Origin of the sequence: Lentzea sp. JNUCC 0626, assembly GCF_043632865.1 — a bacterium.
In the GTDB taxonomy this organism is placed as follows: domain Bacteria; phylum Actinomycetota; class Actinomycetes; order Mycobacteriales; family Pseudonocardiaceae; genus Lentzea.
This window is the reverse complement of the sequence record NZ_CP171635.1, coordinates 8221846-8238734: the sequence shown is the minus strand read 5'-3', so window position 1 is coordinate 8238734 and position 16889 is coordinate 8221846. Positions and strand designations below refer to the sequence as shown.

Below are 16889 nucleotides of genomic sequence, written 5' to 3'. Positions count from 1 at the left end.
ACGCCGTGTCGGCAGTCAGCACCGTGGTGGTCGTGACGTGGCGCGGCCGTGACCACATCACGGCGTGCCTGGACGCCCTGAAAGCCCAGAAGAGTCCACACAGGACGATCATCGTGGACAACGCGTCCGACGACGGCACGGCCGAGCTGATCGGCGGGCACGAGGTCGTCCGGCTCCCCCGCAACGTCGGCTACGCGGGCGGGCTCGCCGCCGTTCTCGGCATGGTCGACACCCCGTACGTCGCGTGGCTCAACGACGACGCGGCTCCGGACCCGTCGTGGCTCGCCGAACTGGAGAGCGCTCTCAACACCGAACCCGGCGCGGCCGCCGCCACCTCGTCGATCCTGCTCACCGACGGGTCGACGCAGTCCGTCGGCGTCGCGCTGACCGCCGACGGGCACGGCAAGGACGTCGTGCTGGCGGGCCGCGAGGTGTTCGGGTTCTGCGGCGGCGCGGCCCTGCTCCGGACCGACGTGCTGACCGCCGTCGGCGGCGTCCCGGCGAGTTTCTTCTGCTACTACGAGGACACCGACACGGCCTGGCGGTTGCGGCTGGCCGGACACCGGGTGATCTCGGTCGGCCCGGCGCGGGTGCGGCACCGGCACGGCGCCAGCACGCGGCCCGGTTCGGCGCTCTTCCACCGCTGGAACGAACGCAACCGCCTGCTGATGCTGCTGCGCTGCGCCCCGGCGAAGGTCGCGCTCACCCAGCTCGCGCGGTTCGCCGCGATCACGGCGATGCTGCCGTTCCGCAAGGACGTGCCGGACGCGGCCAACTTCCGGGTCGGACTGAGGGCGCGGGTACTGGGCGAGGTGCTGCTCAGGCTGCCGGTGACGGTGGTGCAGCGGCTCAGGATCACCACGAAGGTGCCGAGGCAGCGGGTGTGGCAGGACTGGGCCGGCCGCTGATGTCGCGCCCGAGCCCGGAAGCCGACGACGCCTGGTACCCGGTGTGGCCGCTGATCGTCGGCGGCCTGGTCGCGATCGCGGCCGGGGTCGCGCTGAGCGTCACCCTCACCCAGGGTTTCGTGTTCCTCTGCCTGCTCGGCGGCCTCGCCTACGCCCTCGGCGTCAGCGGCCTGTCCCAGCGCAAGTGGGTCGCGCTGCCCGCGTTCGTGCTCGGCCTCGTCGCCCCGTTCGTGCTGACGTTCGGCGTGCACAGCGTGCTGATGCAACGCACCGGGCACGTCGAGATGTGCTCGATCGCCTCGAAAGAAGAGCACCCGTCCGCCAAGTACCCCAGGGTCGACTACGTGCTGGCCTGCCCCAGCGGCGAGGTCGAGCTGGACCGCGACTGGAACGAGCGGCTCAAGGGCGCAGAGGCCCCGGTGGCGATCGGCGAGCCGCTGCGTCCGCTGTGGGGTTCGTACACCCGATGGAACCTCCTCCTGGTCACGAGCGTCCCCGGAGTGATGATCCTTCTCGTTCCGGTCGCCCGGCTGCTGAGGAAGCAGCCGTGAGGCGGCCTGTGCCACTCATCGTGACCGGGCTCGCCGCCGTGGCCGCCGCGGTCGTGCTGGGCGCGATCGTGCCGGAGCAGTACGACCTGCTGGTGCTCGTGCCGTGCCTGCTGCTGTCGCTCGCGTTCGCGTGGGGCGTCGGCAAGCTCGGGACGGCGTGGCTCGTGTTGCCCGCGTTCATGGTCGTGATCCCCGGCACGGCGGTGCTGCTCGGCGACGGTCACCGCGCGTTGATGGACGCCCTCGGCACGCCCCAGACGTGCGTGATCACCAGCGTCGAGGATGTGCCGGGACTCGACAACCCGGCGTACGTCCACCACGTCACCTGCCCCGACGGCGCCGAGCTGCGGATCGCCGTGCGGGGTGAGGCGGACAAGCGGGTGGAGCCCGGTCCGGCCACCGTGCTGCGGCACCCCGTGATGCGCCCGCTGCTCGCTCACCGCAACGACTGGTCGGTCGAGTGGGTCTTCGGAGTGCCCGCGGCTGTCGCTTTGCTCCTGATCTGTGCAACCACACTGCGGGCGCGCAGAGTGATGAGGCAGGCTTAGCACGTGGATCGAGCCTCACTGCCCGTCGTGTCCGTCGTCGTCGTCAACTACCGCGGCGCGGAGGACACGATCACCTGCGTGCGAGGGCTGGCGGAGGTCGACCACCCCGCCGAGCTGCTCGAAGTCATCGTCGTCGACAACGAGGCGCACGACACGGCCCGGCTCAAGGCGGAGCTGCCGGGCGTCAAGGTCGTCACGTCGGAGCAGAACCTCGGGTTCGCGGGCGGCTGCAACCTCGGCGTCGACCACGCGACGGGCGGGGTGCTCGCGTTCCTCAACAACGACGCGCGCGCCGACCGGAACTGGATCAAGGCCGCGATCAGGGTCTTCCACGCCGAACCGGCGGTGGGCGCGGTCGCGAGCAAGGTCCTCGACTGGGACGGCGAGAAGATCGACTTCGTCGACGGCGGGCTGACCTGGTTCGGCATGGGCTACAAGCGCCACGCGGGCCAGGACGACGACGGAAGCCACGACGGCCCGAAGGACGTGCTGTTCGGCACGGGCTCGGCGCTGTTCGTCCGCACCGAGCTCTACAAGCAGCTCGGCGGGTTCGACGAGCGGTTCTTCATGTTCTACGAGGACGTCGACCTCGGCTGGCGGCTCAACCTGCGCGGCTGGCGGGTCCGCTACGAACCGGCGTCGCTCACGTTCCACCGGCACCACGCGTCGATGAGCTCGATCGACCACAGCCGCGAGCTGTACCTGCTGGAGCGCAACGCGCTCATGTCGCTGTACAAGAACTTCTCCGACGAGACGCTGGCGAAGGTGCTGCCGGCCGCGCTGGCACTGTGCGTGCGCCGCGCGACGGCCCGCGGTGAGATCGATCCCACGCAGCTGGAGATCACCCGCCGCCCCGCCGATCCCGCGGACGACCAGGCGCCCGTCGGGGTGCCGCGCCAGGCCCTCGCCGGGTTCCTCGCGATCGACCAGTTCGTCGAGGCGATGCCGTCGCTGCAGAAGTCGCGCAAGATCGAGCAGGCCGCGCGCCGGATGTCGGACACCGATCTGGTTCCGTTGATGCGCAAGGCTTTGGAACCGGCCTATCCCCTGCCGCGCTACCTCGCCGCGCACGACATCCTCGTGGACGTGCTCGGCCTGGACGACGTGTTCGGCAAGCCGCGCAAGATCCTCGTGATCACCGGTGACGCGATCTCCGACCGGATGGCCGGTCCCGCGATCCGCGCCTGGCACATGGCCGACGTGCTGTCCGGCGAGCACCAGGTCCGGCTGGTCACGACGAACCCGCTGTGCGCGCCGCCCGACGCCCCGTTCGCCGTCGAGCGCGCCCGGCCGAAGGAACTGCCGCCGCACGTCGCGTGGGCGGACGTGGTGGTGCTGCAGGGCCACGCGCTGGAGATGATCGCCGAGCTGAAGAAGGCGTCCTCCACCAAGATCGTGGTCTGCGACATGTACGACCCGATGCACCTGGAACTGCTGGAACAGGGCAAGGACGACACCGACGACAAGCGCGCGCTGGACCTGGAGACCGTCACCAAGGTCCTGAACACGCAGCTCGAACGCGGCGACTTCTTCCTGTGCGCGTCGGAACGGCAGCGGCACTTCTGGCTCGGTCACCTGGCCGCGCTGGGCCGCCTCACGCCGACGTTGTACGACAACGACCCCACGACCCAGTCGCTGCTCGGGATCGTCCCCTTCGGACTGTCGGGCAAGCCGCCGCAGCGCACCGGCCCCGCGATCAAGGGCGTCGTGCCGGGCGTGACGGACGCGGACAAGGTCGTGATCTGGGCGGGTGGCGTCTACAGCTGGTTCGACCCGCTGTCGCTGATCGAGGCGATGGACCACCTGCGCAAGCGGCAGCCGTCCGCGAAGCTGTACTTCCTCGGCATGAAGCACCCGAACCCCGAGGTCCCGGACATGGACATCGCCGGCCAGACGCGGGCGTTGTCCGCACAGTTGGGGCTGACCGGCGAGCACGTGTTCTTCAACGACGGGTGGGTGCCGTACACCGAGCGGCAGAACTGGCTGCTCGACGCGAACTGCGGTGTCACCACGCACTACGAACACGTGGAGACCACGTTCGCGTTCCGCACGCGGGTGCTCGACTACCTGTGGGCGGGGCTGCCGATCGTCACCACGTCCGGCGACTCGTTCGCGGATCTGGTGCTGCGGGAAGGTTTGGGCGTCGTCGTGCCGCCGGAGGACCCGGAGGCTCTCGCCGACGCGCTGGAGAAGGTGCTCTACGACGAGGAGTTCGCGGCCGCGTGCCGTGAGCGCATCGCCGTCGTACGCGAGCGGTTCACCTGGGAGACAGCACTCGCGCCACTGGCCGAGTTCTGCCGCAATCCCAGGCCCGCCGCGGACCGTCTGCCCGGCTCGGCCCCCATGGTGCGCACACCAGGGCTGAGCAGGTCGGACAAGGTGAAGCGGGACCTGCTGCTGGTGCGCGAGTACCTGGACGCGGGTGGCCCGACCGAGTTGGCCAAGCGGGCGACGGGGCGTCTGCGCAAGATCGCGCGTGGTGGCAAGCATGGCTAGATCCCCCAAGAAACCCCTCTCCGTGCTGCTCGACGGCACACCCCTGCTCGGACATCGCACCGGAATCGGCCGCTACACAGCGGCTCTGGCCGAAGAACTGGCTTCCATGCCGGAAGAGGCCGACGTACGGGCGGTGGCGTTCACCCTGCGCGGCTGGCGCGCGTTGCGGACCGTGTTGCCGCACGACGTCACGGCGCGCGGCCTGCCCGTCGCGGCACGGGCGTTGCGCCAGATGTGGCTGCGCGCCCCGTTCCCGCCGGTCGAGATGCTGGCCGGGTTCTCGGACGTGATGCACGGCACCAACTTCGTGCTGCCGCCGACCGTGCGGGCCGGTCGCGTCGTCACGATCCACGACCTGGCGTTCCTGGACGCGCCCGGCGACCTGCCGCCGTCCGACCGCCGGCTGCCGGAACTCGTGCGGCTCTCGGCGCACCGCGCGGACGTGATCTGCACGCCGACCGCGGCCGTCGCCTCCGTGGTGGCGGACCGGTTCGCGGTGCCGCTGGAGAAGATCGTCGTGACGCCGCTGGGCGTCGACCCCGCCTGGTTCGCCTCGCGCCCGCCGTCGGCCACGTTGCGCGGTCGCCTCGGGCTGCCGTCGGAGTACCTGCTGTTCGTCGGCGCGGACGGGCCGCGCAAGGGGCTCGAGTACCTGGTCAAGGCGCACGCCTCGGACCCGTCGCTGCCGCCGCTGGTGATCGTCGGACCCGGTCGGTCCGGTGTGGACGGTCGGGTGCTGCGGACCGGGTACCTGTCAGACGTGCACCTGCGGTCGGTCGTCGCCGGCGCCACCGCGCTGGTGCTGCCGTCGCGGGACGAGGGCTTCGGGCTGCCGGTGCTGGAGGCGTTGGCGTGCAACGTCCCCGTGGTCTGTTCGGACGTGCCCGCGTTGCGCGAGGTGGCGGGTGGGCATGCCCTGCACGTGCCGGTCGGGGACGTCGAGGCGCTGGCCGACGGGCTGGCTCAGGCCGTGGCGGCGCCGGCCACCCCGGAAGCGCAGAGCGAACGGCGGGCGCACGCGTCCGGGTTCACCTGGCGGCGGTGTGCGGAGAAGACGGTCGAGGCGTACCAGCTGAGCAGGGCCTAGAAACGATGAGGGGCGTCAGGAAGACCTGACGCCCCAACGACTTCACCGAGAGTGCGGCCTCGGCGAACGCTTGTCGAGCTGGCTCATCGAAACCTGCCGCGAGCCCGTGACAACGGCGACGCAGGTCAGGAAGCGTCGCCGATCGGATTCTTCTGTCGCGGGGCGCGGATGTGTGCGCCCGGAATCGAACATGCCGAAAAGGGTCCCGCACTTGGAACTAGCGTGCCAGACCGGTCACTCCAATGGCGCAGCACCAGCACGGGGAGCTACCACACCCGCCTTGAATGCGTCCGAAAGGGCGCTTCGCCAGTGCGGCAAAGGACGTAGTCCCGCTGCTGCCCACGCCGCACCCGACAGCACCGAGTAGGCGGGTCGCGGGGCCGGTCGCGGGAAGTCGGCGGTGGTGCACGGCTGGACGCGCGCCGGGTCGGCGCCCAGTTCCTCGAAGATGGCCCGGGCGAACCCGAACCACGTGACCTCGCCGCCCCCGGTCGCGTGCAGCAACCGCTGTTCCGGCAGCACCGAGGACAGCTCGAGCAGCCCGGCCGCGAGGTCGTGCGACCACGTCGGTGAGCCCAGCTGATCGTCCACAACGGACAGCGACGGCCGCGAGGACTCCAGCGCCGCCATGGTCTTCACGAAGTTCGAGCCGTTCACGCCGTAGACCCACGCGGTGCGCACGACGTAGCCGCCCGCCTCCAGCACGCGGTGTTCGCCTTCGAGCTTCGTGCGGCCGTACGCGGACTTCGGGCCCACGGGGTCGGACGGCTCGTACGGGCGGTCACCGTCACCCGCGAACACGTAGTCCGTGGAGACGTGGATGAGCGGGATGCCGAGCGAGGCACAGGCCTCGGCGAGCAGGCCGGGACCGACGGCGTTGACCGCGAACGCGCGGTCCTCGTCGGTCTCGGCGGCGTCGACGGCGGTGTAGGCGGCGCAGTTGATCACCGCGGACGCGCCCGCCAGGTCGTCGGCCGTCACCTTCGTCACGTCGAGATCGGCGGACGACAGCGCACGGACGTCGGAGGACAGCTCAGCGAGGTCGTGGCCGAGCTGGCCACGACCACCGGGAACGAGGATCACGGAAGATCAGCCCTTCGCCAGCGCGGCGCGTTCCTTGAGCGGCTCCCACCACGCGCGGTTCTCGCGATACCACTCGACCGTGTCGGAGAGGCCGACGGTGAAGTCGACCTGCGGCGCGTAGCCGAGTTCGGAGGCGATCTTGGAGATGTCGACCGAGTAGCGGCGGTCGTGGCCCTTGCGGTCCTGCACCGGCTCGACGGCCGACCAGTCGCGGCCCGTCGCGGCCAGCAGCTTCTCGGTCAGCTCGCGGTTGGTGAGCTCGGTGCCGCCGCCGATGTTGTAGATCTCGCCCGGCCGGCCGCCCTCGGCGACGAGCTGGATGCCCCGGCAGTGGTCCGCGACGTGCAGCCAGTCGCGCACGTTCAGGCCGTCGCCGTAGAGCGGCACCTTCCCGCCGTCGATCAAATTGGTGACGAAGAGCGGAATCACCTTTTCGGGGAACTGATACGGCCCGTAATTGTTCGAACACCGTGTGATGCTCACGTGCAGGCCGTGCGTGCGGTGGAACGCGCGCGCGAGCAGATCCGAAGAGGCCTTCGAGGCCGAGTACGGCGAGTTCGGTTCGAGGATGTGCGTTTCGGTCCAGGAACCGGTCTCGATCGAGCCGTAGACCTCGTCCGTCGACACGTGCACGAACCTGCCCACGCCCGCGTTCAGAGCGCCCTGGAGCAGCGTCTGGGTGCCGAGGACGTTCGTCAGGACGAACTCCGCGGATCCGGTGATCGACCTGTCCACGTGCGACTCAGCCGCGAAGTGCACGACCACGTCCACGCCGCGCATCTGGTCCGCGACCAGCGCCGCGTCGCAGATGTCCCCCTGGACGAACTCGAACTTGCCCGCGACCGGCGCGAGGTTGGTCTCGCTGCCGGCGTAGGTGAGCTTGTCGAGCACCACGACTTCGGCACCGGCGAACGCCGGGTAGGACCCGCTCACCAACTCCCGCACGTAGTGCGAGCCGATGAACCCGGCCCCACCTGTCACCAGTACGCGCATGCCATTTCCTCCTGTGGTGTACCCCGACAGCAGTCTGTCACCTACGTAATCGCTGCAACCCACAGCAACGTCACGTCGTGTGACTTATAAACGTCTAAACTCGGTGTAGTGGGGGAGGAAACGACTGTGGAAGGCAGGACTCTGCCGGTCAGGGTGGTGAGCACCCGGCCGTCGTCGGCTTTCCGCGCATTCCTCGTGGTGGGGAAGACGGTCGTCGCGGTCGTCTCGGTCGCTGTGCTTCTCGTCACGTCGTACGGCTGGAACAAGCTCCGCAACGCGAACGACGGCATCGTCAAGACCGACGTCATCGCGGAGGACGTGACGATCCAGGGCCCCAAGCCGCTCGACGGCGCGGTGGACATCCTGCTGGTCGGCATGGACAGCCGCACCGACGCGCAGGGCAACCCGCTGTCGCAGGAAGTGCTGGCCATGCTCAACGGCGGCATCCCCGACGGCGAGCAGAACACCGACACGATGATCCTCGTGCACATCCCCGTCGACGGCACGCGCGCGGTCGCGATCTCGTTCCCCCGCGACTCCTACGTCGAGATGGCGGACGGGTTCGGCAAGCACAAGCTCAACTCGGCGTTCGCCCGCCAGCGCAACACCGTCGACGAGAAGCTCCGGTCGCAGGGCGTCACGGACGAGAAGCGGATCCGTGACGAATCCATGGCGGCCGGCCGCAAGACGTTGATCAAGACCATCGAGAACATGTCCGGCGGCACCGTGCGGATCGACCGGTACGCCGAGGTCAACCTCGCCAGCTTCTACGAGGTCACGCAGGCCATCGGCGGCGTCGAGGTCTGCCTGAAGGAGCCGACGCAGGACCGCGACTCCGGCGCGAACTTCCAGGCGGGCCAGCAGACCATCGAGGGCGCGTCCGCGTTGTCGTTCGTGCGGCAGCGCAAGAACCTCCCCGGCGGCGACCTCGACCGGATCGTGCGCCAGCAGGTGTTCATCGGAGCGCTCGCGAAGAAGGTGCTGTCGACCGGCACGCTGACCGACACGTCCAAGCTCAACGGGCTCGTCGAGGCGGTGCAGAAGTCGGTGATCCTCAGCTCGGGCTGGGACATCACGACGTTCGCCGAGCAGATGCAGGGCCTGGTGGGCGGCAACTTCGAGTTCAAGACCATCCCGGTGGGCGACCCGACGGACACCTACAGCGACGGCAACGTGCTGCCGGTGAACCCCGCCGAGGTGCGCAAGTTCATCACCTCGCTGGCCGCCGACAAGCCGTCGACGAGCAACTCCGCCCCGGTGACGACGACGAACCTGCCCGCGCCGCCGAACTCGGCGATCACCGTCGCGGTCTACAACGCGGCCGGCATCCAGGGCCTCGCCTCGCAGGTGATGAACACGTTGGCCGCCAAGGGTTTCGTGCGCGGCGCCCTGGACTCCGCGCGGGAGAACAGCGACACGACGGTCGTCCGGTACGCGCCGGGCGAGGAGGGATCCGCCCGCAAGGTCGCGGCGGAACTCGGTGCGAACGTGGGTGTCGAGGAGGACGCGTCCGTCCGAAAGGGACAGGTGCAGGTCTTCGTCGGCGGCGACTACCAGCAGCAGGACGACAGCTCCGACGTCGACGTGCAGGGCGCTCCCGGCACCTCGACAGCCCCGAGTTCCAGCGTGCCGCCGATCACGGCCGGCGGACTGGTCTGCGTCAACTGAAACCCGGCGTAACGCTCTGACGATAGTTACGCTGAGAACTCAGGAACAGCAACGGGGGGCCGGACGTTGAGCACTGCCGCACGCGCGAAGAAGACCGCACGGGTCATAGGCCGTACGGTCGTCGCGCTGGTGGCCGTGACAACGTTGGCGTTCTCGGGCTACTTCTGGACGGCCCTGCGGCTGGTGAAGGAGAACACCAACACCACGCAGATCCTGCAGGTGCTGGAGGACATCCCGAACTCGCCGCCCGCGGACGACGGCGCGACCGACATCCTGCTGGTGGGAAGCGACAGCCGGACGGACGCACAGGGTCGTCCGCTTCCCGCGGACGTGTTGCGCAAGTTGCGCACCGAGGGCACCGACACGGTGAACACGGACACGATCATCGTGATGCGCGTCCCCCGCAACGGCGGCAAGGCGAGCGCGATCTCGATTCCACGCGACACGTACGTGCCGATCGCCGGCTACCGCGAGGACAAGATCAACTCGGCGTACGGCGCGGTGAAGTACCTGACCGCGGAACGACTTCAGGCCGAGGGCGTGAGCGACCAAGCCGAGCGCGAGCGGAAGTCGGACGAGGCGGGCCGCAAGGCCCTGGTCCAGGCCGTGCAGGATCTGACGGGCATGCGCGTCGACCACTACGCGGAGATCAACCTCTACGGCTTCTACCTGCTGACCGAGGTCATCGGCGGCGTGCAGGTGTGCCTGAAGGCGGGCACGTCCGACCCGAACTCCGGCGCGAACTTCCGGGCGGGGCCGCAGCTGATCTCGGGCGGTGACGCGTTGTCGTTCGTGCGGCAGCGGAACATGCCCGGCGGTGACCTGGGCCGCATCACGCGGCAGCAGGTGTTCATGTCGCAGGCGATGAAGCAACTGCTGTCCGCGGGCACGTTCACCGACCCCGGCAAGATGAGCGGCCTGCTCGACGCCGTGTCGAAGTCCGTTGTGGTGGACCAGAAGCTCGACCTCGCGACGCTGGCGGCGCAGGCCCAGGGCCTCGCGTCGGGCAACGTGGAGTTCGCCACGATCCCGGTGACGAGCATCGACGCCCGCAACGACCGCGGGCAGAGCATCGTGACGGTGGACCGCGAGGCCGTGAAGGCGTGGGTGGCGCAGCTCATCGGCGAGACCGCGAAGCCGGCTCCGTCTTCGACAACGCCGTCCACCCCGGCCGCGCCGTCGCGGTTCGGTCCTGAAAAGCTGCTCTCGCTGGACGGCGCCCATGCCGTCGCAGCCCGTCAGGATGTGCCCTGCGTCGACTAGGAGTCACCGCGTGAGCGTCACCGAGATCCTCTTCACGCCGTTGCTCAAGGCCGACCCCGGTCGTCCGTTGATCACGCACTACGACGACGCGGCGGACACCCGGATCGAGCTGTCCAGGGCGACGGTGAAGAACTGGGCCGCGAAGACGGCGAACTGGCTGCGCGACGAGCACGACGTCGAACCTGGTGACGCGGTGGCGGTGCTGCTGCCCGCGCACTGGCAGACCGTCGGCGTGCTGCTCGGCGCCTGGTGGTGCGGTGCGCACGTGGTCGGGGCCGGTGTCCCGGCGAAGGTGGCGATCGTGCCGCCCGGTGGCACGGCGGACGCGGACGTCGTGGCCGTGGCCTCGTTGCACCCGCTGGGCCTGGGTTCGGGCGCGCCGGTCGACTACAACGACGACGTGCGCGTGCACGGCGACGACTTCCTGCCGTGGGAACCGGTTCCGGGCTCGACGCCCGCACTGGGTGAGTCCACTGTGGATGAGGTGGTGGCGGCGGCCCGCTCGCTGGGCGAGCAGTTCGACTCCGAACCGCGCGTGCTGTCCACTCTGGAGTGGGACTCGGATGCCGCTGTGCTGCAAGGGTTTCTGGCCGTGCTCGCGGCCGGTGGCTCACTGGTTCAGGTGAGCAGTCCCGACGCGGGCCGACTGGCCGCGCGCCGGGACAGCGAGAAGGTCACCCAGGAGATCACGCAGCCGCAGGGTTGAGGATCTTGTTGTTCTTGAACAGCACGCGGTCCACCGCGTAGGCACCACCGTTGAAGCCGAGGGCCAGGGCGGCCGCGCCGAGCACGATCACGAGCTCCGCGCCGCCCTCGCCGGTCAGGCCGTTCGGCAGGTGCACGAGCAGCCACGCGCCGAGCATGTCGACCGCGAGCAGGATCCCGACGACCGGCAGCGCCACGCCCGCGATCAGCGCGAGACCGCCCGCGACCTCGACGGTCGCGGCGAACCAGGCGGACAGCCCCGGCAGCGGCACACCCATCTTCTCGAAGGACGCGGCGGTGCCGGCCATGCCCCACTCGGTGAACTTCTGCCAGCCGTGCGCGACGAAAACGATGCCGACGGCGATGCGGCCGATGAGTGCGGCGACGTCCTTGACCATGATTCTTGCTCCCCGATCCTGTCGTTCAGCTGTAGGTCGTTCAACCTCGAACCAAAAGTAGTGCAGATTTGAACGACCTCATGATTTCGACAGGAACCCAACAGCGAGTCCTTAGGTTCGCAGGTCACCTCCGCAGCTGGACGCCCTTGCCGTCGGCGTTGGTCAGGGTCATCGTGGTGCCCTCGATCTGGAAGGTCACCTCCCGCCGTCCCAGTGCCGTGAGCATCGCGCTCTCGGCGGCCATCTTGTCCGGCGGGCACATCATGGCGGTGACGGCGAGCTCTCCGAATGTGATCGTCTGACCGTCCACTTCGTACTGATCGCCGTTGCTCACCTTGGTGGACCCGCTGTTGCAGTCACCGGTCACGAAGATGAAGCCGTCCTTGAACTCCAGGGTGGCGTTGCTCCCCTCCGGCATCGACTCCACGGCGTCCGCCGAGATGGCGCCCTCGACGATCCACTTGCCTTCGAGGGTGGCCGGTTGTTGTTGCACCAGCACGACTTCCGCGTCCGACCCGGTGATCACCAGGTTCGTGCCGTCGAGCTTCCAGGACGGTTGTGCGGTGAGCAGCTTCGACAGCCACGCGTCCTGTTCGCCCGCGCCCGGCGTGGGACAGGCCATGTCGGTGGTGCTGAGGTCGGCGACCGCGAGTTTGCCGCCGTCAGTCGTGACCGGGCCCTGCATCTGGTTGCAGCCGGCGTTCGCGTTGAGCGTGCCGTCGGCGGTGAACCGCAGTTCGATCTTCGTGCCCTCGACCAGGGTTCGCGTGCTCGACGTGGACGTGAACACCTTGCCCTGCACGCCGTCCCCGCCGCCACCGGCGGAGTTGGCGCCGCACCCGGTGGCCAGCAGGGCCAGGACGACGATCGTCGCTCGGATTCCCATGACCCGCACCTACTTCTTGAGCGTCACGCCGGCACCCGACGCGTTGTCGAGGATCAGCGAGGAGCGGTTGATCTTGTAGGTGACCGCACCGGACTCGAACGCCTTGTTCACAGCCGTTTCCACCTCGTCCACCGCGCCGCAGGACTTCAGGGTCTGCGGGCCGAGCGTCGCCTTGATCGTCTGGCCGGACAACTCGTAGGGCACCGCGTTGCCGTTGCGGTTGCAGCCGCTGTCGACGGCCACGGTGCCGTCCTTGAAGGTGATGGTCACCTTCGCGCCCGCGGGCACGGACGAGACGGAGTCGTTCGCGACGATGCCGTCGACGGTCCAGGTGCCCTCCAGGGTGGCTGGCTGCTCGACCGCGAGCACGATCTCGGCGTTCGCGCCGGTGAGCACGAGGTTCGTGCCGTCGAGCTTCCAGGAGGGCTTCTCCTCGAGCAGCTTCGACAGCCACGTGTCCTGCTCGTGCAGTTCGGGCTTGGGGCAGCCCATCGCGGTCATGCCGAGTTCGGCGACGGAGACCTTGCCGCCGTCGAGCGTCACCGGGCCCTGCATCTGGTTGCAGCCGGCGGAGGCCAGCAGCCGGTCGTCGTCGGTGAATCTGAGCTCCACCTTCGTGCCCTCGACCAGGGTCTTCGGCTTGCCCTGTTCCTGCACCGAGGACGAGACGTAGACCTTCCCGCGCAGGTTCGCGGCCTGGTACGGGGCGTCGCTCGGGCTCGCGCCGCAGGCCGTGGTGGCGGCGAGGAGCAGGACGGCGAGGAGGATTCGGGTGCTCATGCGAGTAGGACGGAACGGCGCGGGCATGTGGTTGCCCGAAGGCCGGGAGCGGGATTTCCGCGCCCGGCCAACGGAATTCGACGTCACGGGGACAGTGACTCCGCGAAGTCGTAGAGGCTCTTGATGTCGTTGTCGAAGTACGGCCCGTCCATCTGGTTCGGATCGGCGTGCCGGTGACTGACCACGCTGTTGATGTAGCCCAGCCCGTTCTGGTCGTTGTACTCCTGCAACCACGGACCGCCGGACGAGCCGCCGGTCATGTTGCACCAGGCCCGCACCTGCTGACCGTGGCCGTTCCAGGTCGTGCCCTGGCAGAAGTACTGCAGCTCACCGGTGAACGGCGGACCCGCGGGGTAGCCGAGGATCGTGACGAACACCGAGTAGCCCCAGTTCCAGCGCAACCCGTTGCCACCCACGACGTTCGCGATCGACTGACCGCCGAGGGTGTTCATGACGACGATGCCCATGTCCTCGTCGAGGTTGCTGGAGTTGATCCACGCCGTGCGCGTGGTCAACGTGTACGCGCTCCACGTGCCGAACGGCCGCACACCGTTGCGGTAGCGGGGCACGAACGCCCAGTTGGACATCCAGGTACCGCCGGCACCGCCGTGCACGCAGTGGCCCGCCGTCTGCACGAGCTTCCTCTTGCCACTGCTGACGGTCGCGCCGGAGCAGACGTAGTTCAGGCCGTTCTGCGGATTGGTGAAGAACACCTTCCCGACCGTCTGCGACTCGTTGAGCATCGTCCCGATGCCTTGCGCCTGCTGGTTCGCGACCTTCACCGAGGGTGCGACGCCCTCGATGCTGCCCGCACGACCCGAGGGCTGGTGTGGGGTAGCGGCCTTCACCGTGGCAGGTGCCTGCGCCGGGATCGCGCTGGCCATCCGCTCCTCGGTCCAGTACTGCTCGGCCGCGGCGGCCGTCTGGATCTTGTTGTCGGAGGTTCTGGCCAGGCTGCTGGAGCTGCCGTTCGGTGCCGCCTGCGCGGTCGGCACGAACACGGAAGCTGCCAGCACAAATCCAAACGCTAACGAAACAGTTTTTTTCGCTCTCATTCGAAATACCTCACTAAACGAGGTTCACTTGCGGCTTTGCGAACGTAGCGAGGCCTCTGACCTGCTGTCCAGCGGCAATTTGCAGATTACTCTGTTCAGCCCCGCTACCATTCCATGCTTCGCGGAAAGCGGTCCTTCTGGCCTATTTTTGGTTCTGATGTGCGTGATTGGAAAGCGCTATCCACGTCGTTGATCTTGAAGTTGGGGGTTGACAGGCTCGTTGCCCGTGGGTCTACTTAACCCAGAGGTTAGATAACCAAGTGGTTAGGTACGAGATGGACCAACTGAGCGCCACCTTCGCCGCACTGGCGGACCCGACGCGCCGCGCGATCCTCGCGCGGCTCACCGAGGGCCCGGCAACGGTGAAGGAGCTCTCCGAGCCGTTCGACATCAGCGGCCCGGCGATCTCCAAACACCTGCGAGTGCTGGAGAAGGCAGGCCTGATCACCCGAGGCAGGGAGGCCCAGTGGCGTCCCTGCCAACTCGACGCGACACCTCTGCGGGAGGTTTCCGTGTGGGCAGAGAACTACCGCCGCTTCTGGGATGCGAGCTACGCACGCCTGGACGAACTCTTGACCGAGATGAAGGAGAACGAGCGATGAGCACCGTCAAGTTCGGCACGACCGTCACCCTCCCGTCCGACACCGAGATCGCGATGTCGCGCACGTTCGACGCGCCGGCTTCGTTGGTGTGGAAGGCTTTCACCACTCCTTCGCTGCTGCGCCGGTGGTTGCTCGGCCCCGACGGCTGGGAGATGCCGATCTGCGAGGTCGACCTGCGCGTGGGCGGCAAGTGGCGTTACGGCTGGGCGCAGCCGGACGGCTCTGCGGCTTTCGAGATGTACGGCGAGTACACCGAGGTCACGCCGTTCTCGAAGATCGTGAACACCGAGATCTTCGAGGACAACCCGCCCGCCGTGACGACTGTTTCCTTCGTGGAGGAGGGCGGCCGGACCGTCATGACCACCACGATGACGCTGGTGTCGCAGGAGGCCCGCGACGCTGTGCTGGCCACCGGCATGTCCGACGGCGCGGGCCGTTCGTACGAGCGCCTGGGCGAGGTCCTCGCCACGCTGTAGGTCCTTTGTGGTCTGTTCTCGCTGCGTAATCACCTTTCGCGCCAACGGTTCCCCGGTAGTGGGCGCTGGGTCTGGTTACGTTCTGGGCCATGGGACGTTTCCTCGTGGCTCTCGCCCTCGTGCTCGGCTTCGCCGTGCTGTCCTCGCCTTCGGCGCACGCCTCTGCAACCCGCTGGGACGTCGTGCCGTGCGGTGCCGGCACGAAAGCCCTGTGGCTGCCCCGCGTCACCGGGTTCGGCACCGACATCTCTTGCACCACAGAGGAAGCACGTTCCGCGGCGGTGAAGGCGGCCGTGGACAGCGGCAGCCCGACGCGCGTGATGAACGTGGCCATCGCCTTCGGCCAGCAACTCGCCGACAAGTCCTTGACGGCTTCGTCGCCGTGCGTGCTGGGGGCGAAGGGCGCGGTGGGCGAGGCGATCGGCACCTGCGTTTCGGCCTGACGGTTTTTGTCGGTGGTGCCCTGCATGATGCGGGTTGTGATCGTGCAGGGTTCCGGCGACCTGTTGGACGCCGACGTAGCGGCTTTGGTCAACGCGGTGAACTGCGTCGGCGTGATGGGCAAGGGACTGGCGTTGCAGTTCAAGCAACGCCACCCCACCTACTTTTCGGCCTATGCGGCGGCCTGTGCCACCGGTGAGGTGCGGCTGGGACGCGTGCACGTGGTCCCGCTGGACCGTTGCTTCATCAGCTTCCCGACGAAGAAGCACTTCCGGTCGCGCTCGAAGCTCTCTGACGTGGCGGCCGGGTTGGACGACCTGGCCCGCGTGATCGAGGAGCTGGAACTGCGGTCGGTCGCGGTACCAGCGTTGGGGTGCGGGCTCGGCGGCCTGGTGTGGTCCGACGTCGAGCCGTTGATCGTCGCGAAGCTCGGGCCGCTCGACGCGACCGTCGTCGTCCACGGCCCGGCTGACCGGTGATGCCAGACTGCGCGGCGTGAAAAAGTCCGCGTGGGAGGCGGTGACCCGGTCCGTCGCCGAGTCGCCGTACCCGGTGACCGTGCTGGAGCCCAGCTCTGCCGGGCCCTCGCTCGTGGCGGCGCTCGGGATCGACGTCGACTCGTGGCTGGGTGCGGTGGTGCTGCACACCGGCGGGCTGGTGGTCGACGGGCGGCTCCGGGTGTTCGGGAGCGGGTCCGCTGGGCTGCCTGCGGTGCACGTCGAAGGTGGAAGAACCGTGGTCGCCGAGCACGTTCGCGGGGACCGGTACGCGCTGGCCGTCACCGGGAAGGGGCGGCTGGCGGTGCATCAGCTGGATCGGGGGCTGTCCGAGTGGGAGAGCCTGAACCTGGGCTACCGCAACTGGTTGGGCGCGATGATCGCCGGATCGTTGGACGAGTGCTGAACGGCCTGAACAGGGCGCCCGGTACTTTGGTCGCTGTACATGCACC

At 68.5% G+C, this 16889-nt stretch carries 19 protein-coding genes; 13 read left to right on the top strand and 6 right to left on the bottom strand.

The genetic code is table 11. From position 1 onward, the window contains the following. Positions 1-5: 5 nt before the first annotated feature. Genes JNUCC0626_RS38465 through JNUCC0626_RS38445 form a run of 5 tightly spaced genes read left to right on the top strand, consistent with a single transcriptional unit; the run spans position 6 to position 5590 of the window. Positions 6-908, top strand: coding sequence for a glycosyltransferase family 2 protein (locus tag JNUCC0626_RS38465; RefSeq protein ID WP_394615579.1), 903 nt, complete (start codon positions 6-8; stop codon positions 906-908). Next, positions 884-1459 carry a hypothetical protein gene (locus tag JNUCC0626_RS38460; protein WP_394615578.1) on the top strand — a complete coding sequence of 192 codons (576 nt, stop codon included), beginning with the start codon at positions 884-886 and terminating at the stop codon, positions 1457-1459. Before JNUCC0626_RS38465 ends, JNUCC0626_RS38460 begins: the two co-directional genes overlap by 25 nt. Beyond that, positions 1456-2007, top strand: coding sequence for a hypothetical protein (locus JNUCC0626_RS38455; RefSeq protein WP_394615577.1), 552 nt, complete (start codon positions 1456-1458; stop codon positions 2005-2007). Before JNUCC0626_RS38460 ends, JNUCC0626_RS38455 begins: the two co-directional genes overlap by 4 nt. 3 nt (positions 2008-2010) lie before the next feature. Beyond that, complete coding sequence (locus tag JNUCC0626_RS38450; RefSeq protein WP_394615576.1) at positions 2011-4503, top strand: glycosyltransferase; 2493 nt, start codon at positions 2011-2013, stop codon at positions 4501-4503. Then, positions 4496-5590, top strand: coding sequence for a glycosyltransferase family 4 protein (locus JNUCC0626_RS38445; RefSeq protein ID WP_394615575.1), 1095 nt, complete (start codon positions 4496-4498; stop codon positions 5588-5590). Before JNUCC0626_RS38450 ends, JNUCC0626_RS38445 begins: the two co-directional genes overlap by 8 nt. Positions 5591-5824: 234 nt before the next feature. On the opposite strand, the gene rfbD is transcribed toward JNUCC0626_RS38445, so the two are convergent. Further along, complete coding sequence (gene rfbD, locus JNUCC0626_RS38440; protein ID WP_394615574.1) at positions 5825-6673, bottom strand: dTDP-4-dehydrorhamnose reductase; 849 nt, start codon at positions 6671-6673, stop codon at positions 5825-5827. A gap of 6 nt (positions 6674-6679) precedes the next feature. After that, entirely contained in the window at positions 6680-7666 is a 987-nt protein-coding gene (gene rfbB / locus JNUCC0626_RS38435) for a dTDP-glucose 4,6-dehydratase (protein WP_394615573.1), read from the bottom strand. Between the two features lie 108 nt (positions 7667-7774). Here rfbB and JNUCC0626_RS38430 point away from each other — a divergent pair, with 108 nt between their 5' ends. From JNUCC0626_RS38430 to JNUCC0626_RS38420, 3 genes are all read left to right on the top strand, one after another. Continuing rightward, a complete protein-coding gene (locus JNUCC0626_RS38430; protein ID WP_394615572.1) occupies positions 7775-9334 on the top strand; it encodes an LCP family protein in 1560 nt (519 codons plus the stop codon). Positions 9335-9400: 66 nt separating this feature from the next. Further along, the gene (locus tag JNUCC0626_RS38425) at positions 9401-10597 is read left to right on the top strand and encodes an LCP family protein (RefSeq protein ID WP_394615571.1); all 1197 of its coding nucleotides are present in this window, start codon (positions 9401-9403) and stop codon (positions 10595-10597) included. Between the two features lie 10 nt (positions 10598-10607). Next, positions 10608-11303 (top strand): TIGR03089 family protein, encoded by a 696-nt coding sequence (locus tag JNUCC0626_RS38420; protein WP_394615570.1) that lies wholly within the window; start codon positions 10608-10610, stop codon positions 11301-11303. Here JNUCC0626_RS38420 and JNUCC0626_RS38415 read toward each other — a convergent pair. From JNUCC0626_RS38415 to JNUCC0626_RS38400, 4 genes are all read right to left on the bottom strand, one after another. Further along, positions 11284-11700: a DoxX family protein gene (locus tag JNUCC0626_RS38415; RefSeq protein WP_394615569.1), complete on the bottom strand. Its 417-nt coding sequence runs from the start codon at positions 11698-11700 to the stop codon at positions 11284-11286. The two genes, JNUCC0626_RS38420 and JNUCC0626_RS38415, sit on opposite strands and share 20 nt — an antisense overlap. Before the next feature lie 124 nt (positions 11701-11824). Then, the gene (locus tag JNUCC0626_RS38410) at positions 11825-12586 is read right to left on the bottom strand and encodes an META domain-containing protein (protein WP_394615568.1); all 762 of its coding nucleotides are present in this window, start codon (positions 12584-12586) and stop codon (positions 11825-11827) included. A 9-nt stretch (positions 12587-12595) separates the two neighbouring features. After that, on the bottom strand, positions 12596-13366 hold the full coding sequence (locus JNUCC0626_RS38405) for an META domain-containing protein (protein ID WP_394615567.1): 771 nt from the start codon (positions 13364-13366) through the stop codon (positions 12596-12598). 83 nt (positions 13367-13449) lie between these two features. Further along, positions 13450-14382, bottom strand: coding sequence for a trypsin-like serine peptidase (locus tag JNUCC0626_RS38400; protein ID WP_394615566.1), 933 nt, complete (start codon positions 14380-14382; stop codon positions 13450-13452). Positions 14383-14696: 314 nt separating this feature from the next. Between JNUCC0626_RS38400 and JNUCC0626_RS38395 the strand changes: the two genes are divergently transcribed. The 5 genes from JNUCC0626_RS38395 (at position 14697) to JNUCC0626_RS38375 (ending at position 16843) form a co-directional block, all read left to right on the top strand. After that, positions 14697-15023, top strand: a complete 327-nt coding sequence (locus JNUCC0626_RS38395; protein WP_394615565.1) for an ArsR/SmtB family transcription factor — start codon at positions 14697-14699, stop codon at positions 15021-15023. Beyond that, the gene (locus JNUCC0626_RS38390) at positions 15020-15499 is read left to right on the top strand and encodes an SRPBCC family protein (RefSeq protein WP_394615564.1); all 480 of its coding nucleotides are present in this window, start codon (positions 15020-15022) and stop codon (positions 15497-15499) included. Before JNUCC0626_RS38395 ends, JNUCC0626_RS38390 begins: the two co-directional genes overlap by 4 nt. Before the next feature lie 89 nt (positions 15500-15588). Then, positions 15589-15942, top strand: a complete 354-nt coding sequence (locus tag JNUCC0626_RS38385; RefSeq protein WP_394615563.1) for a hypothetical protein — start codon at positions 15589-15591, stop codon at positions 15940-15942. Positions 15943-15966: 24 nt separating this feature from the next. Continuing rightward, positions 15967-16419 (top strand): macro domain-containing protein, encoded by a 453-nt coding sequence (locus JNUCC0626_RS38380; protein WP_394615562.1) that lies wholly within the window; start codon positions 15967-15969, stop codon positions 16417-16419. 16 nt (positions 16420-16435) lie between these two features. Then, positions 16436-16843 (top strand): DUF2625 family protein, encoded by a 408-nt coding sequence (locus JNUCC0626_RS38375; protein WP_394615561.1) that lies wholly within the window; start codon positions 16436-16438, stop codon positions 16841-16843. Positions 16844-16889: the final 46 nt, after the last annotated feature.

Excerpts from the sequence above, each read along its gene's own strand:
- JNUCC0626_RS38405 (WP_394615567.1), bottom strand. The coding sequence starts at position 13,366 with ATGAGCACCCGAATCCTCCTCGCCGTCCTGCTCCTCGCCGCCACCACG.
- JNUCC0626_RS38385 (WP_394615563.1), top strand. The coding sequence starts at position 15,589 with ATGGGACGTTTCCTCGTGGCTCTCGCCCTCGTGCTCGGCTTCGCCGTG.
- JNUCC0626_RS38390 (WP_394615564.1), top strand. The coding sequence starts at position 15,020 with ATGAGCACCGTCAAGTTCGGCACGACCGTCACCCTCCCGTCCGACACC.
- rfbB (WP_394615573.1), bottom strand. The coding sequence starts at position 7,666 with ATGCGCGTACTGGTGACAGGTGGGGCCGGGTTCATCGGCTCGCACTAC.
- JNUCC0626_RS38415 (WP_394615569.1), bottom strand. The coding sequence starts at position 11,700 with ATGGTCAAGGACGTCGCCGCACTCATCGGCCGCATCGCCGTCGGCATC.
- JNUCC0626_RS38380 (WP_394615562.1), top strand. The coding sequence starts at position 15,967 with ATGATGCGGGTTGTGATCGTGCAGGGTTCCGGCGACCTGTTGGACGCC.
- JNUCC0626_RS38410 (WP_394615568.1), bottom strand. The coding sequence starts at position 12,586 with ATGGGAATCCGAGCGACGATCGTCGTCCTGGCCCTGCTGGCCACCGGG.
- JNUCC0626_RS38395 (WP_394615565.1), top strand. The coding sequence starts at position 14,697 with ATGGACCAACTGAGCGCCACCTTCGCCGCACTGGCGGACCCGACGCGC.
- JNUCC0626_RS38445 (WP_394615575.1), top strand. The coding sequence starts at position 4,496 with ATGGCTAGATCCCCCAAGAAACCCCTCTCCGTGCTGCTCGACGGCACA.